Origin of the sequence: Congregibacter variabilis (assembly GCF_045689235.1) — a bacterium.
GTDB lineage: Bacteria > Pseudomonadota > Gammaproteobacteria > Pseudomonadales > Halieaceae > Congregibacter > Congregibacter variabilis.
The window spans coordinates 918873-934630 of the sequence record NZ_CP136864.1 but is presented as its reverse complement, the minus strand read 5'-3'; the positions used below and the strand labels follow the sequence as shown (position 1 = coordinate 934630).

Below are 15758 nucleotides of genomic sequence, written 5' to 3'. Positions count from 1 at the left end.
ATCAAGCCTCTGCGATTGGTAACTAAACGCCAACCGCGCTTGCTAAAAAGCACGGTACCTCTTGACGCGGTAGATCCGGTGCGTCGTGAGAGTGACTTGCGGGTTATATGATACTGGCTCCCGGCGGGAGCCGGTGATCACTGCATGCGGAGGCGATGAACGCCTGAGACGCCAATAAGTCCGTCTAGTTGGTCAGCGTGGCCTTCGCGCCAGCCGGTGATCCAATTGATGCGTTGCTGTTCGGTGGTATGTGGACAACTTTCGCTGTTGCGACCTGATACTCCTGCTTGATAACCACGCTCGTAAGCTCGAGCAGTCATATCGCGTTTCTGTCGGCGCATCGCTATTCCTCTCATGTGAAACATAGGGGCTTGTTCCTATCTAAGCAGAGAAAAACGTTTTCAGCTACTATTTTTTTGTTACGGATACAAGCACGTCTATGTCGCAATGATATAAAGAATTCACATATACGGGCGTGCGCTGCCTCTGCCAGCTTTTAATGGTTTGTTAACGGTGGAAACTCAGTGCACCATGAGCACTAGTCGATATTACTTTCAGGACGATTTCCCGATGTTTTTTAGAGTGTTTTGCAGCGTTTTTCTTGCGTTTGGCTTGTTAAATCCGACGTTTGCCCTTGATGAAAAAGAACAGGCAATCCGTGACGCGGTGCTGCGTGGAGAGGGGGAGGCCCTGACCCTGCTGGAGCAAGCCGTGAACATCAACAGCGGCACGATGAATGTAGACGGTGTGAGGGAGGTGGGACGACTCTTCGCCGAGGCTTTTTCCGCTGCTGGATTTTCAACCCGCTGGGTGGATGGCGAGGCGTTTAGCCGAGGTGGCCACCTGGTCGCAGAACAGGGAACGAAGGGCCCCAAGGTTTTACTGATTGGTCATCTGGATACGGTGTTTGCAAAAGACAGCAGTTTTCAGAGCTTTGTCCGCATCGATGAGCATCACGCAGCAGGGCCTGGGATCACCGACATGAAAGGCGGCAATGTCATTATTTTGCAGGCGGCTAAAGCGCTGGATGCTGCTGGGGTACTGGATCAGCTGCAACTGCGTGTGGTGCTCACCGGCGATGAAGAGTCCCGTGGCCGGCCTCTGGATGTGGCGAATGCTGAGCTGCTTCAAGCGGCACAGTGGGCGGATATTGCGCTGGGTTTTGAAGACGGTGACGGGGATCCGACAACGGCAGTGACGGCGCGCAGGAGCTCCAGCGAATGGGAGTTAATCGTGAAGGGAAAGCCTGCGCATTCTTCACAAATATTTCGCGAAGATATTGGCTTTGGCGCGGCGCTTGAGGCCGCCCGAATACTCAACGGCTGGCGCGAGGCACTGTCGAGTATTCCCAACCTGACCTTTAACCCCGGTTTGGCAATGGCCGGTACAGATCTTGTTCACGATGACGGGAATACCCGGGGTACTGTGTTTGGGAAGAACAACGTGATCGCCCAAAGCGCAATCATAACCGGCGGTATGCGCGCCATCAGCCCAGAGCAAATAGCGCATGCCGAATCCTTGATGCGCGAGATAGCGGCGGACAATCTTGCCCAGACCAGCGCCCAGGTCAGCTTTAATCACGGCTATCCTCCTATGGCGCCCTCGGCAGGCAATGACGAACTCCTCAAGCACTACAGCGCTATTAGCCAGGAGTTGGGTTATGGTCCTGTGGAAGCTGTCGACCCCCGGCGCGCCGGTGCTGCAGATATCTCTTTTGCCGCCAGTGGCGTTGCTGCAGCGCTTGATGGTCTGGGTCTTATGGGCGATGGCGGCCACACGGTGGACGAGGTTGCCGACTTGCGAACACTACCGCAGCAAACTGAGCGCGCTGCAATTTTGCTTTATCGAATTGCCAACGGCACGATCAGTTTCTCTTCGCAGTGACTAATTTTTCTTAGTTAGCCCCAAGGCCAAGGCGCCAACTTGGGGCGTTTCAGCGCGGCTGAGCCTTCTGACTGGGCATCTGTGGGTATTTAGCGCTGCCTTCACCGGCTGTTAATGCGGCTGTCACAGGCTGTTCAGCGCCCATCGGTTTGTCACAAATTCGTCATATTTTGATAACAAAACCGTCACACGTCACCTCTACGATTCGCGAAACGAATAGGTGGCCACTCTGGCCCTGATGTTGTTGCAATCTCTCACGACTAACGAGGCTTACGATGCTTAGCGATCGAATCTGGCAGCGCACAGTAGTTCTGGCTTTCACAACACTCCTGGCTGCCTGCGGCGGCTCTTCTGACAACGTTTCTCCCGGCGTCATCGTTGTGGAGGTTCCGGTAGATGGTGGAGGTGATAACGGCGGTGATAATGGTGGGGACAACGGCGGCGACAATGGCGGCGACAATGGCGGTGACGTTATTGCCACGATCATCCCTGACAATCTGAGCGCTGCGTTCTCCGAAACCGGCGAAACAGCCAGTGATGGCTTTGGTGGCCGGCCCATTGTTGAGTTGGATATATCTGCTCTAGAAGGTGGGGTTTTGGATCCCACAGGGTTATTGGTCGGTAATGACATCATCCTTGAAATCACCGGCGGTGCCTTGAGGGTAGCTAGCGGTGTGTTAGAGATGGCGCCCGGTTCGGTGCTGTCCGGAGGTTCTGCGTTTGAGTTTCTCATCATTGAGCAAGGCGCACAGATAGATGCTCAGGGCACCCGCGAGCAACCCATCATTTTTACTGCGGCGGCCGATGTGGCCGGCGATGTCGAGGCAAACGATCGCGGTTTATGGGGCGGCATTGTGATTAACGGTTTTGCGCCGATTAACGACTGTCCCGAGGGTGCCCAGGGCGGAACCGCACAGTGTACAAAAGAAGGTGAAGCAAACTCAGGTACTTTTGGTGGTGATGACCCCGCAGACAGTTCTGGTGTACTTCGCTACGTTCAGGTTCGCTATGCAGGCTCCAACGTTGATCCAGAGAATCAACTCAACGGTATTGCCTTCCAGGGCACCGGTTCTGGCACTACAGTGGAATATGTTCAGGTTCACAACAACCTCGATGATGGCATAGAGTTTTTTGGCGGCACCACCAGCGCAAAATACGTGGTGCTCACCGGTAATGCTGATGACTCTCTGGACTGGACCGATGGGTGGCAGGGATCTATTCAGTATCTTTACGTAGAGCAGTCTGACTCTGCCGACAACGTGATTGAGGCAGATAACCGCGAAGGCGATGAAGCAGCGTCGCCGGTCGCTATGCCGGCGATAGCCAATTTCTCATTCTTTGGGAGCAGCGCTGAGAACTCCATACGTCTGCGTCGAGGCACCGGCGGCATGTTCTTCAACGGGATTGTGACTGGCTCAGATACGTGTCTGCGCATCGACGGTACATCTCGGGACAAGCTGGGCACGGATTTGAGCTTTGCGGGCACCACTTTCAGCTGCACAACCATGCACAACAACGATGATGACGGCTCTGTGGAAGCCTATCTCGATAGCGCAATTGAGGTATCTCAGCTGGGCGACCAGGTTAGCGCTGTAACCCCAACAGACACACGTTTGGATGACACCGGCTTTGTCGGTGCCTTCGGCGCAGAGAACTGGACGGATGGATGGACTCTGAGTGGCTCGGTGAGCAACCCTGGACAACCCGATCTGGGCTGTCCTGCGGGAACCGTCAGTAATGGTGAAAGTATTGATAGCAAACGAGTTTGCGACATCGAAGGCACCATCACCACAGACCTGTCTCTGACCAACAACAATCTCTATCAGTTGGTAGGTAAAGTCACTGTAGGCGACGGTTCAAGCACCAACACCCTGATGATTCAGCCAGGTACTACGGTGTTCGGTGGCACCAATTTTGACTTTCTTGTGATCTCTCAAAACGCGCAGATCATGGCTGGCGGCTCTGCGTCTCAGCCCATTGTGTTTACTGCCCGGGCAGACGTAGAAGGCACTGCAGACATCGACGCCGACAGAGGTTTGTGGGGCGGGCTTGTGATTAATGGTAAGGCGCCGATCAACGATTGCCCTGAAGGCGCCGTAGGGGGTAGCGCAGCGTGCACGAAGGAGGGTGAGGCTAACTCCGGCACTTTCGGCGGTGACGATTCTGCGGATAGCTCAGGGACGCTTCGCTACGTTGTCGTGAAGTTCGCGGGATCCAATGTTGACCCAGAAAACCAGCTCAATGGCATCGCTTTTCAGGGCACCGGTTCTGGTACTACGGTGGAATTTGTCCAGGTCCACAACAATCTTGATGATGGCATCGAGTTCTTTGGCGGAACCACAAACGCCAAATATATCGTGCTCACAGGCAATGCTGACGACTCTCTCGATTGGACTGATGGCTGGCAAGGCTCGATCCAGTACCTGGTGATTGATCAGGCGGACGACACCGGTGACAACGGCATCGAAGCGGACAGCCGCGAGGGGGACGAGAACGCCAGTCCTCGCTCTATGCCGCGTATCGCCAACATGACGATTACCGGTAACCCTGCGGAGCGCGCGATTCGCTTACGCCGGGGCACTGGGCTTGAGTTGTACAACACGGTGGTACAAGGCAGTGATAGTTGTTTGCGTATTCAGGGCGAGTCATTGAACCAACTCGGCGAAAGCATCATCTTTGATGGGGTAACGCTCGATTGCTCGACGGTTAATGAGGGTGACGATGTGGCGGCGGTGCAGGCCTTCCTTGATGGCAGTAATGTTGCCGAAGGGTCCAATGCGGCGGCGCCCGCGGATTTGGCCGGCGATGTCTTTTTCGATGACACAAGCTTTATTGGAGCCATCGAAAGTGATGCATCAGATTGGACCGCAGGATGGACCGTAGGCATGCCAGACGCGGGTGTGAGCTTTGGTTGTCCAGTAGGGACAAGCGAAGCGGCGAATACCGTGGGTGGTAAGACTGCCTGTGTCCTCAGCGGCACCTACACCAGTGACCTGAACCTGACTCGCGATAGCAACTACATCCTTGATGGCAAGGTCACTATCGGTGGAGAGGGCATGCCGGCAATTCTTAGTATTGAGTCTGGAGTGACTATTATCGGCGCTGACGCCGAAGACTTTTTGGTTATAAATCGAGGATCCGAGATCCAGGCCAATGGAACGCAGGAAATGCCTGTCACCATGACGGCTATCGCCGATATTCAGGGCACCGTAAGCGACAGCAGTCGAGGCCTTTGGGGTGGGCTGGTAATCAATGGCTTTGCGCCCATCAACGATTGTCCCGAAGGTGCCGATGGTGGAACTGCCGCTTGCACCAAAGAAGGTGAAGCGAACTCTGGGTTATTTGGCGGTGATCAGCCTGACGATTCGTCGGGAACCCTTCGCTATCTGGTGGTTAAGTACGCGGGCTCAAACGTAGATCCGGAGAACCAGCTCAACGGTATTGCATTCCAGGGTGTGGGTAAGGGAACTACCGTGGAGTATGTACAGGTCCATAACAATCTGGACGATGGTATAGAGTTCTTCGGCGGCACCGTAGACGCAAAGTACGTAGTGCTTACGGGCAACTCTGATGATTCCCTTGATTGGACCGATGGTTGGGTAGGGCGCGTGCAGTATCTCTACATCGAGCAAACTGATGCGGGTGACAATGGTATCGAGGCAGACAACCGCGAAGGAGATGAGTTGGCAACGCCGGTGGCCAATCCTTCCATTGCCAACATGACCATTGCCGCGCGCTCGGATCAGCGTGCGATTCGTTTACGCCGCGGAACAGGTCTGTTCCTGTTCAACTCGGCGGTCTTAAGTGGTGAGAGCTGTCTACGTGTTCAGGGCGAGTCGCTGAACTTGCTCGGTACGGGCATTACCTTTGACGGTGTTCAGCTCAATTGCACCACGGTAAACGAGGGTGATGATGAGGCCGCAGTGCAGAGCTTCCTCGATAGCAGTAACGTGACCGAGGGCGCGGACTTGCCCAGTGCTGGGACACTACCCAGCGATGGTTTTTTTGAGCAAAACAGCACTATCGGCGCGGACTTTAACAGCTGGAAGGGGACTTGGGTCTTCGGGCAGTAGGTGGTTAGAGAGCGAGCGAGAGCGCCGGTCCCTGGCGGGACTGGCGTTTCTTACAGATACGGCTTGGGGCTCACACGACAGAGTTCGTGAAGCATTGGTCAAAGGCGAAAGGTAATGATGAAACGAAACACTCTTGCACTGGCAGTTAGTCTGGCGTCTGTGCCATGGGCTTCGCAGGTACTTGCACAGCAAGGGGGCATTAGTGCGCCGGCGCTTGAGATCGAAGAAGTGTTTGTTTTGGGAGAGTTTGTTCCTGATGAGAAGCGCGACACCTCTGAAATTTCCAATGTGCTGGATGTAGAAGACCTCTCCAAGCTCGGTGAGACTAATGTGGGCATCTCCTTATCACGAGTCACAGGTCTGAGTCTTGTGGGAGGTAAGTACGTCTACGTTCGAGGCTTGGGCGAGCGTTACTCTTCCACATTACTCAATGGCACGCGGATCTCTAGTCCGGTGCCGTTTCAGAAAACAGTGCCTCTGGATATTATTCCCAACAAAATTGTTGAGAGTCTGTTGGTGCAAAAGACTTACTCAGCTAACTATCCTGGTGACTTCTCCGGTGGGGTTATTGATATCCGCACCAAGAGCACGCCCCTGGAGGATTTTGCCAACATCAAGCTATCCGTCGGGGGGAACTCCGAGACCACCGCAGGCGACGGCATCTATTACAAAGGTGGAGATACCGACAATTGGGGCTGGGACGACGGTACCCGGGATATTCCGCTAAACATTGCGCAGTTATCCAGCGAAGAATTCGAAGCTGTGGAAGATCCTCAGCGCCGCGGACTTGGAGCAAGTTTCTTTAACAACTGGGACATTTACGAAAAGTCACTTAAACCCAACTTTACGGGTGAAGTTGAGCTGGGTAAGCGTATAGACGTTGGCGAAGAGTCTGCCGTCGGATTTATTGGTTCGTTTCGCTATAGCAACCAATGGCTGAATCGCTTTACTGATTTTCGACGTTATGAATTCACCGGTGTCGATGGGGGATCCAGGCAGACGGTCGCCTACGATCAAATGACCTCACGACAGGTAATTGGTTTCAACGGTTTTGCCACCCTGGGTTACGAGATCGATGTTAACAATGCCATTAATCTGACCTATACCCTGATGCGGCAGACCGAGGACGAAACACAGCAGAACAAAGGATTGTCGTCAGAGGATGATGTCACAGACGGCACCTTTGCCCAGAGCATCCGTCTGCAATGGACAGACAACGAAATCGAAACATGGCAGTTGTCTGGAGAGCATTATCTAAGCAGTCTGAACGATGCGGAGTTCACCTGGCGTCTTGTGGATGGCGCGGCATTTCGCGATTCGCCTGATACGCGAACCTACACCTACGCTGAAAACCGCGATGGCTTGTTGGAGGTGGTAACTCCTAACCGTCAGGCCGCCGGCGACCTAAGAGAGGTTTTTCAGGCGCCGGAACGGAACTACGCGCGTTTAGATGATTCTCTGAGCGATTACGGTTTTGATTTTAGCCTACCCTTTTATATAGGCGACATGGACGTCGTTATCAGTGGTGGTGCTGGCTATTACGAGCGGACTCGAGAAAGTGAGGACCGATTGTTTCGCTTTGACCTGACAACAGATACCCCGGATTACGTTTCTATTATGTTCCCTCAGCAATTGTTCTCTCAGGACAACTTCGCCAAGAACTGGGTGACCGTACGGGACTTTACCGCAGGTGCTGCGAATGCCGCGGGGATCTTTCCCTTTGCCGATTCTGGTGAAGAGGTAACAAGCTACTACGGCTCTTTTGATGCGCAGCTTAACGACAGGCTTCGCCTTCAGGGTGGTGTTCGCTTTGAAGATGTCACATTGAATGCTGATGCCTGGGGCGGCAACACTGAGCAGGGAACAATCAACGCGGTGGAGCAGCAGTACGACGACGTTTTGCCGTCTTTGTCCCTGACTTACGAGTTTATCGAAAATATGCAGATCCGCCTTGCCTGGTCTGACACAGTTAACCGGCCCAGCCTGCTGGAAATCACTGGCACTACAATCCGCAACCCGCAGAACTTTCAGCTTTATCGTGGCAACGTATTCCTGGAGCCTGCTGAGTTGAGCAACTATGACTTTCGTTGGGAATGGTACTTTGGAAACACCGACAGCATGAGTTTCGGCGCGTTTTATAAGGACTTCACGAATCCCATTGAGCAAGGAAAGGTTCAGGCGCAGAACGATATCTTCACTTGGTTCAATGCCGAAGAAGCGTATTTGCAGGGCTTGGAGTATGACTTTCGCAAGGAGCTTCGGATCGGGGAGTGGTTCGGCGTGGAAAGTGAGGGCTGGGATGAAAACTGGTTAGATCTCTTTACGCTCTCGGCTAATGCCTCTTACATTGAATCCGAGGTTACTTTGCTTGGCCCGGATGAAACAGCCGCCGATGTGCCCATCACCGGCGGGAGAAATATCGCACAACTCAACGCGAATGAACGGCCGCTCACGGGGCAGTCAGACGTTCTGGGTAACATCTTGCTTTCTTATGATGATCCTGACCGAGGGGTCATTGCATCTATAGCCTACAACTATACGGGTGAACGCATCGCCCTGGTGGGATCGCTCAATGACCCGGACGTTCTTCAGGAAGCCCGCGGAAGAGTCGATGTGCTGTTTCGCTGGACCTGGGATGAGTTTGATATGGTCGGCAGTGGGCTGGAGTTGGAGTTTAAAGCCGCCAACTTGTTTGATGAGCCAATAGAGTGGACCCAGGGTGGCCAGGTCTATGAGAGATATAATCTGGGAATAACGTATTCGGCGGGTGTGCGCCTGAACCTCTAGCGCGAATGAGCAGCACATAAAAAAGGCGGCCCAGCTCAACCAGGTCGCCTTTTTTTGTCACTTAAAATGTTGGCACCGAAAATATTGGCGCTTTGAGTTCACCCATCTCAGGTCTTGGGATGCAAAATCACGTTCAGGCCTTTGTAGCCTTTCACAAAAACTGACAGGGTTCTTTCGGGCTCGCCAACAACTTCCACACGATCAAAGCGCTCGAGAATCTCTTCCCATAGGGTGTGCAATTGCATTTCAGCAAGGCGGTTGCCCATACAGCGATGGATGCCAAAGCCAAAAGACAGGTGCTTGCGCAAATTCTCACGGTGGATGTCATAGTCGTTCGGATTGTCAAACATGCGTTCGTCACGATTACCCGAGACGTACCACATAACTACTTTGTCGCCTTTGTGGATCGTCTGTCCACCAAGCTCGGTATCCTCCAGTGCGGTGCGGCGCATATGAGCCAGGGGCGTCTGCCAGCGGATGGTTTCAGAAACCATGTCAGGAATAAGACTGGGATTGGCCTTCATCTCGGCAAATTGCTCGGGATTCCTGTCAAGACATAATACGCTGGAGCTCATGGTGCTGCGCGTAGTGTCGTTGCCACCTACGATGAGTAGCAGCAGGTTGCCCAGATACTCCATGGGCTCCATGTCTTTGGTCGCTTCGCCGTGCACAAGGCGTGAGATGAAGTCATTTGACGGTGGTTCCTTTGCACGCTGATTCCAAAGTCCAATAAAATACTCCAGGCAGCCGAGCATCTCCTGCTTCCATTCATCTTCTGTTTCCACCATGCCCTGACCGGGTAGGGTGGTTGTCATGTCTGACCACCAGGTCAGTTTGCTGCGCTCTTCGTAGGGAAAGTCAAAAAGCGTTGCAAGCATGCGCGTGGTGAGCTCTATGGAGACTTTCTCGACCCAATTAAAGGGCTCTCCAACCGGCAGATTATCCAGCACGTCGCGGGTTCTTTCGCGAATGATTGGCTCAAAGTAGCGCAGGGCGTCGGCGCCCACCGTGGGACTAACCGTTTTTCGCTGCACGTCGTGCTTGGGGCGATCCATGGCGATGAACATCGGCAGCTGAAAGTCATCGTCCTGATCGCGAATCGTGATCGCTGGTTCAGAGGAGAAGATTTTGTGCGATGTATCGACGGTCATAATGTCTTCGTAGCGCGTTATGGACCAATAGGGTCCGAACTCGCTTTCCGCACAAAAGTGCACCGGTGCTTCGTCACGCAATCGTTTAAACCATGACCACTGCACGTCGGCTTCAAAAAGATAGGGGTTTGAGACGTCGAGCTTGTCCAGAGGTACCGAGTAGGGGTCGATGTTCACCTGCTCTGGATCGTGCTCAGGAATTTTGGGGGTCGATGGCGCCGGTGCGTTCATAAAAAAGCCTCTGTTCTGATTATCTCGGTCGATTGTAAGCAAACTAGAGCCTAACAGCTATGGTATTTGCAAGGGTGGAAATGGCATAGGACGCTGCAGCGCCTTGCTCGCGTCCAAAAGTGTAAGATTTGACTATCTGAGCGCAGAACTTCGGAAGCGTTTACTATTAATTCTTCGCAAATGTATGACTGTTGGGGCGAGATGCTCATGGTAGGACAAGAGTGCGGTAGAGCGATCTGGGATGCCTTGCGAGATGAGCAGGAACGTCTTGAGGACGTTGCGATTCTCAGGCTCTTTGAGGAAGAGGGCCAGCGCGCCCAGGAGTTCTCTGTGGAAGCGGCGGGCCTGTATCTGGACTATTCCAAAAATCATATTTCTCAAGCTGGATTGCAGCAATTGCTGCAACTGGCTGAGCACTGTGAGCTTCCCCAGAAGATAAGCGCACTCTTCAATGGCGAGAGGATCAACCGTACGGAAGATAGAGCTGTGTTACACACAGCGCTCAGAGACCGCTCCGGTCGTCGTGTGATGATTGATGGAGATGATGCCTGCGCGTTGGCCACTCAGGAGCGTAATCGTATGCTGGCCTTTGCCGATGACATCCACAGTGGACGACGCTTGGGTGCTACCGGGAAGCGGTTAAATACGGTGGTGAACATTGGCATCGGTGGATCGGATCTTGGTCCTGTGATGGTCGTGGAAGCACTGCGGCCCTATTGGCTGAACGGCCGACGGAGTTTCTTTGTATCAAATGTCGATGGACAGCATCTGCTAGATACGCTTGAACAAGTGGATGTAGAAACCACACTGTTTATTGTCGCCTCCAAGACCTTCACTACCCAAGAGACAATGACCAACGCGCGCAGTGCGCTCGATTGGTTTCTTTCCAATGGTGGCAGTGAGGAAGGTGTGCGAGATCACTTTGTCGCACTGTCTACCAATGTCCAGGCGGTGCAGGAATTTGGTATCGCCCCGCAGTGCACCTTTGGGTTTTGGGACTGGGTGGGCGGGCGCTATTCCTTATGGTCGTCTATCGGACTTTCGATAGCGCTTGGCGTGGGCCGTGAGAATTTTCTGGGGCTGCTTGATGGCGCCTTTGCGATGGATGAACATTTTCGCGGAACAGATATGCAAGACAATATGCCGGTGCTTATGGCGTTGGTAGGCGTCTGGAACCGCAACCTTGAAGACATCGCCGTACATGCGATCCTTCCCTATGATCAGCATCTACATCGCCTTCCTGCCTATCTGCAGCAGGCGGATATGGAGTCTAATGGCAAGTCCGTTTGTGTGAACGGCGAGTGGAGTTCACTCAGCACCGGGCCGGTGATCTTTGGCGAAGCGGGTACGAACGGCCAGCACGCCTTTTATCAACTGCTTCACCAGGGAACAGATAAGGTTTCCTGTGATTTTATTGGCGCGGTTAATTCTCAAAGAGAGCTTGGTGATCATCATCCAAAGTTATTGGCTAATCTGTTGGCGCAGCCCAGGGCGTTGATGTGTGGAAAGCCACTGGCAGAGGCGACACGGGAGTTGCTTGCCGAGGGACTGGATACTGCCGCTGCGGATACGCTTGCGCCGCACAAGGTTTTTGATGGCGATCGTCCGAGTAATACGCTTCTTATGGATCGATTAACACCACAGACCCTGGGGGCGCTCATTGCGCTGTATGAGCATAAGATTTTTGTACAAGGCGTTATCTGGGGCATTAACTCCTTTGATCAATGGGGCGTGGAGTTGGGTAAGCAACTCGCTGGCGAGATCCTGCCGCGTATTAGCGCTCCCGCCGACTGCCAGCACCCCAAGCTAGATCCCTCTACTGAGCAACTGCTGACCTGGATTCGCGATCGTCGATAGAAAAGTCTGTCGCTTGCCCATGTTGTTGAACTGCACACTACCACCTTGGTCGCATTGCGAGTGCTCGGGTGTGCGTCTAATCTGAGTCAAACGCTGGAGCAGAGAGTGGTGTATGACAAAGCCTGTCGACTGGATGCAAGAAGCCAGGAATATCCATTGGTTTGAGGCGCCGACGCGGCTGCTTGATGACTCCAACCCGCCGTTCTATCGTTGGTATCCCGATGGTTTGACCAACGCCTGCTACAACGCCCTGGATTTGCATGTGGCAAAGGGGCGCGGGGACCAGGCAGCACTGATTGTCGATAGTCCTGTTACCGGGCGCGGACGCAGCTATAGCTATGCAGAGTTACTGGAGTCGGTAGCTCGTTGTGCAGGCGCCTTAGCGGCTCAGGGAGTCGGTTTGGGAGATCGGGTGCTGATTTACATGCCTATGGTTGCTGAGGCGGTTATCGGTATGCTGGCCTGCGCGCGATTGGGTGCGGTACATTCCGTCGTTTTTGGTGGCTTTGCCAGCAATGAGCTTGCGGTGCGCATCAATGATGCGACGCCAAGGGTGATTCTGAGCGCTTCTTGCGGCATCGAGCCGACTCGGACTGTCGCGTACAAGCCGCTTCTGGATGCGGCGATCGATCTTGCAGTGCACAAACCCTCTACGTGTATTGTTCTGCAACGACCCGAGCTGCATGCAGATCTTCTGAAGGGGCGTGATATTAGCTGGAGCGATGCCATGGCCGATGCACAGATGCATGCATGTGTGCCGGTACCATCAAACCATCCGCTTTATATTCTTTATACCTCGGGTACTACCGGCGAGCCAAAAGGTGTGGTCAGAGACACCGCGGGCAGTATCGTTGCGCTCAAGTGGAGTATGAAGAGCATCTACAACGTTGAGCCTGGCGAGGTTTTTTGGGCGGCTTCAGATGTTGGATGGGTAGTCGGTCACAGCTACATCGTTTACGGCCCCCTGTTCAGTGGGAACACAACATTGCTGTACGAGGGAAAACCCGTAGGCACGCCTGATGCGGGCGCATTTTGGCGAGTGATCGAGCAATATCAGGTGAGCGTCTTATTTACCGCGCCGACGGCATTTCGAGCGATCCGAAAGGAAGACCCCCAAGCCGGTCTAATGAAGAACTATGATCTTGGTAGCCTTAAATCTTTGTTTTTGGCTGGGGAGCGTTGTGATCCAGATACGCTTAACTGGGCGCAAGAGCAGCTCTCGATACCCGTTATTGACCACTGGTGGCAGACTGAGACCGGCTGGCCTATTTGTGCGAACTGTCTGGGGATAGAGCCATTACCCGTGGTGCCTGGGTCCCCCGCCAGAGCTGTGCCTGGCTATGATGTCGTGGTTCTGGATGAGCAGGGGGAGGTGGTTACCGACGATAGCATCGGCGCTCTGACGATCCGTCTGCCCCTTCCGCCGGGGACGTTTACGACTTTATGGAATGCTGACGAGCGTTATCAAAAAGCCTATTTTTCGCGCTTTCCAGGTTATTACGAGACGGGCGATGCTGGATACATAGATGAGCAGGGGTATGTCTTTGTAATGGCTCGCACAGATGACGTGATCAACGTGGCGGGTCATCGTCTGTCTACGGGCGCAATGGAGGAGGTGTTGGCGGCTCATCCAGATGTCGCTGAGTGCGCAGTCATTGGTGTGGCAGACGCATTGAAAGGCCAGCTCCCTTTGGGCCTTATCGTGCTGTCAGACGGCGTGGAGCGGGATTACAGTGATATCGTGACGGAAATAATCGCGTCTGTTCGCGAAAACATTGGCCCGGTCGCTGTGTTTAAGCAGTGCTACGTGGTTAAGCGGCTGCCAAAAACGCGCTCAGGAAAAATTCTCCGCGCCACCATGCGCAGTATCGCTGATAAGCAGCCCTACAGAGTCCCGGCGACCATTGATGACCCGGCAATTCTCGAAGAAATCAGCGCCTTGATTACCCCGCGAGACTAGCTTTCTGACGTCCTTTGAGCTGGAACAGAATTAGGGCGATAGCGGCCCGTCTGTGCGTGAGAGTTTGTATCGATTTGTGACATAAATTTGTCATTTTGCTGACACATAACTGTCACATTTCGTCGCTATCGTGCCGCTCATCGATCTAATGAAGGTTGCGGCGATGATGCTTCGCAATTTGTGTGTATTTATTCTTCTTGCTACGGGACTTGGCGCGCCTGCGCATGCACTGACGTTGAGCTCTGTGGATCTGGATGCCGCCGCGCAGTTGGGTTGTGTATTGGCAGACGACGCGCTGGGCTACCTTAATGAAGACCAGTTCAACGAACGCTTTGACGAAGTTGTAGGTAATCTTCCTGAGGCTCAGGTAGATGTGATCTACGCCAAGGCGCTCGGATACATAGATGGGCTGTTGTTCGGAGTATCCTCGGGGAATTCGGACATCGCTCAGCGTCGTTTGGAGTCCTACAGCAATAGCGGGAGCTGTGCATATGGCTCTCAGGCCGTGAGACGCACCGTTTCTCTCTAATTTTTGCCTCAACGGTGATCCACCGTGAATTTGGGGGCGTAACAAAAGCCTGTAACGTTCAGTCGTTACGGCACACCATCTCTCCCCCAGATGGTTGTATTTTTTAACCCGACCTCTTGGTCGGGTTTTTTTTGCCTGCGCCTCGTAGCCAGGCCCCGCGTTTGCTGGTGGGCAAACTGATCCTGTGAAGGCCTTCGCGCGTAACCGACTCAATTGCTTTATCGAGGTTTGTCTATGACGTACCACAAACGGCTGTTGTTACTCACGTTACTGATTGCACTGAGCGCCTGCGGCAGTATTTCGGTGGAGGACTACGCGGGGCAGGCGCCCATTTTCAATCCACAGGAATTCTTTGATGGCGATCTTCTGGCGAGGGGCGTCCTTAAGAACCGGAGCGGGCTGGTTATCCGCCGGTTTAGTGCCGATATCAACGCCTATTGGCGCGATGGGGTTGGGACTCTCGAAGAAGACTTTATTTTTGACGATGGCGAAGAAAGTCGCCGCGTTTGGACTTTGACCCCCGCCGGCGAAGGGCGTTATACGGCGACCGCAGGGGACGTGGTGGGTGAGGGCGTTGCAAGCGTTGCTGGCAATGCGATGTTCCTCGATTACGTCCTGCGAGTGCCTTATGGGGATGGTGATATTGACCTGAGCATTGATGACCGTATGTATCTACTGACTTCGGACCTGTTGATCAATGAATCTCAGATGCGCAAATTTGGATTTCGCGTGGGTGAGATAGTGCTAACGATTGAAAAACAGCAAGTATCGCACTGATGTCTATGCGCCTGATGCAGATTCTGGGTCTTGCGGGTTTACTGCCCTTCGTTGCTGCCGCTTTGGGCGTCATGTTTCTCGATGATCTTTTATTGGCACTCTCCCAGCGTACGTTTCTTCTCTATTCCACTGCGATACTTTGCTTTCTTGGCGGAACACTGTGGGGCGAGACGCTTCCCGAGCCAACGGTGGGTCAGGGCGCAACCATTTTGGTGAGTAATGGCATTGTGGTCTTTGCCGTACTCGCCATGCTTACTGCTCAGCCCTTACTGGCCGCAATATTGCTGATGCTCGGGCACCTGATGCTGCTGTGGTACGAGCGACAGCTCCCGCAAAGAGCTATCTGGTACACCCGCATGCGAAGTTGGCTCACCTTTGTAGCTGTGCTGTCACATATGATGTTCGCCGTTGGTTTGATGTGGCGCGCCCCCTTCTGAGGCCTGTGTTAATACATTGCGGACAGCCTAGGCCGGGGGCTAGACTCTAGCCCCATCCTGTCTTTGGATACT

10 protein-coding genes are annotated in these 15758 nt (G+C 53.6%); 8 read left to right on the top strand and 2 right to left on the bottom strand.

Annotation, left to right across the window (positions count from 1 at the left end):
* Positions 1 to 137: 137 nt before the first annotated feature.
* Positions 138 to 341: a ribosome modulation factor gene (rmf, locus tag R0135_RS04215; protein WP_407349002.1), complete on the bottom strand. Its 204-nt coding sequence runs from the start codon at positions 339 to 341 to the stop codon at positions 138 to 140.
* 190 nt (positions 342 to 531) lie between these two features.
* Between rmf and R0135_RS04210 the strand changes: the two genes are divergently transcribed.
* From R0135_RS04210 to R0135_RS04200, 3 genes are all read left to right on the top strand, one after another.
* Positions 532 to 1884 carry a M20/M25/M40 family metallo-hydrolase gene (locus R0135_RS04210; RefSeq protein ID WP_407349001.1) on the top strand — a complete coding sequence of 451 codons (1353 nt, stop codon included), beginning with the start codon at positions 532 to 534 and terminating at the stop codon, positions 1882 to 1884.
* Between the two features lie 275 nt (positions 1885 to 2159).
* Positions 2160 to 5957 (top strand): hypothetical protein, encoded by a 3798-nt coding sequence (locus R0135_RS04205; RefSeq protein WP_407349000.1) that lies wholly within the window; start codon positions 2160 to 2162, stop codon positions 5955 to 5957.
* Between the two features lie 114 nt (positions 5958 to 6071).
* Positions 6072 to 8744: a TonB-dependent receptor domain-containing protein gene (locus tag R0135_RS04200; RefSeq protein WP_407348999.1), complete on the top strand. Its 2673-nt coding sequence runs from the start codon at positions 6072 to 6074 to the stop codon at positions 8742 to 8744.
* Between the two features lie 107 nt (positions 8745 to 8851).
* Here the strand turns inward: R0135_RS04200 and R0135_RS04195 are convergent, their stop codons facing one another.
* A complete protein-coding gene (locus tag R0135_RS04195) occupies positions 8852 to 10126 on the bottom strand; it encodes a cytochrome P450 (protein WP_407348998.1) in 1275 nt (424 codons plus the stop codon).
* A 207-nt stretch (positions 10127 to 10333) separates the two neighbouring features.
* Here R0135_RS04195 and pgi point away from each other — a divergent pair, with 207 nt between their 5' ends.
* The 5 genes from pgi to R0135_RS04170 all read left to right on the top strand — a co-directional run bounded on the left by pgi (position 10334) and on the right by R0135_RS04170 (position 15686).
* Positions 10334 to 11983: a glucose-6-phosphate isomerase gene (pgi, locus tag R0135_RS04190; protein ID WP_407348997.1), complete on the top strand. Its 1650-nt coding sequence runs from the start codon at positions 10334 to 10336 to the stop codon at positions 11981 to 11983.
* 112 nt (positions 11984 to 12095) lie between these two features.
* Positions 12096 to 13943, top strand: a complete 1848-nt coding sequence (locus R0135_RS04185; RefSeq protein WP_407348996.1) for a propionyl-CoA synthetase — start codon at positions 12096 to 12098, stop codon at positions 13941 to 13943.
* Positions 13944 to 14106: 163 nt separating this feature from the next.
* Positions 14107 to 14472 (top strand): hypothetical protein, encoded by a 366-nt coding sequence (locus tag R0135_RS04180; RefSeq protein ID WP_407348995.1) that lies wholly within the window; start codon positions 14107 to 14109, stop codon positions 14470 to 14472.
* A gap of 234 nt (positions 14473 to 14706) precedes the next feature.
* Positions 14707 to 15249, top strand: a complete 543-nt coding sequence (locus R0135_RS04175) for a DUF3833 domain-containing protein (protein WP_407348994.1) — start codon at positions 14707 to 14709, stop codon at positions 15247 to 15249.
* Positions 15249 to 15686, top strand: coding sequence for a DUF3429 domain-containing protein (locus tag R0135_RS04170; RefSeq protein ID WP_407348993.1), 438 nt, complete (start codon positions 15249 to 15251; stop codon positions 15684 to 15686). The genes R0135_RS04175 and R0135_RS04170 overlap by 1 nt, the downstream gene beginning before the upstream one ends.
* Positions 15687 to 15758: the final 72 nt, after the last annotated feature.

What these genes read in the sequence shown, in the direction of transcription:
- R0135_RS04185 (WP_407348996.1), top strand. Translation starts at nt 12,096, where the DNA reads ATGACAAAGCCTGTCGACTGGATGCAAGAAGCCAGGAATATCCATTGG.
- R0135_RS04210 (WP_407349001.1), top strand. Translation starts at nt 532, where the DNA reads ATGAGCACTAGTCGATATTACTTTCAGGACGATTTCCCGATGTTTTTT.
- R0135_RS04195 (WP_407348998.1), bottom strand. Translation starts at nt 10,126, where the DNA reads ATGAACGCACCGGCGCCATCGACCCCCAAAATTCCTGAGCACGATCCA.
- R0135_RS04170 (WP_407348993.1), top strand. Translation starts at nt 15,249, where the DNA reads ATGTCTATGCGCCTGATGCAGATTCTGGGTCTTGCGGGTTTACTGCCC.
- pgi (WP_407348997.1), top strand. Translation starts at nt 10,334, where the DNA reads ATGGTAGGACAAGAGTGCGGTAGAGCGATCTGGGATGCCTTGCGAGAT.
- R0135_RS04175 (WP_407348994.1), top strand. Translation starts at nt 14,707, where the DNA reads ATGACGTACCACAAACGGCTGTTGTTACTCACGTTACTGATTGCACTG.
- R0135_RS04200 (WP_407348999.1), top strand. Translation starts at nt 6,072, where the DNA reads ATGATGAAACGAAACACTCTTGCACTGGCAGTTAGTCTGGCGTCTGTG.
- R0135_RS04205 (WP_407349000.1), top strand. Translation starts at nt 2,160, where the DNA reads ATGCTTAGCGATCGAATCTGGCAGCGCACAGTAGTTCTGGCTTTCACA.
- rmf (WP_407349002.1), bottom strand. Translation starts at nt 341, where the DNA reads ATGCGCCGACAGAAACGCGATATGACTGCTCGAGCTTACGAGCGTGGT.
- R0135_RS04180 (WP_407348995.1), top strand. Translation starts at nt 14,107, where the DNA reads ATGATGCTTCGCAATTTGTGTGTATTTATTCTTCTTGCTACGGGACTT.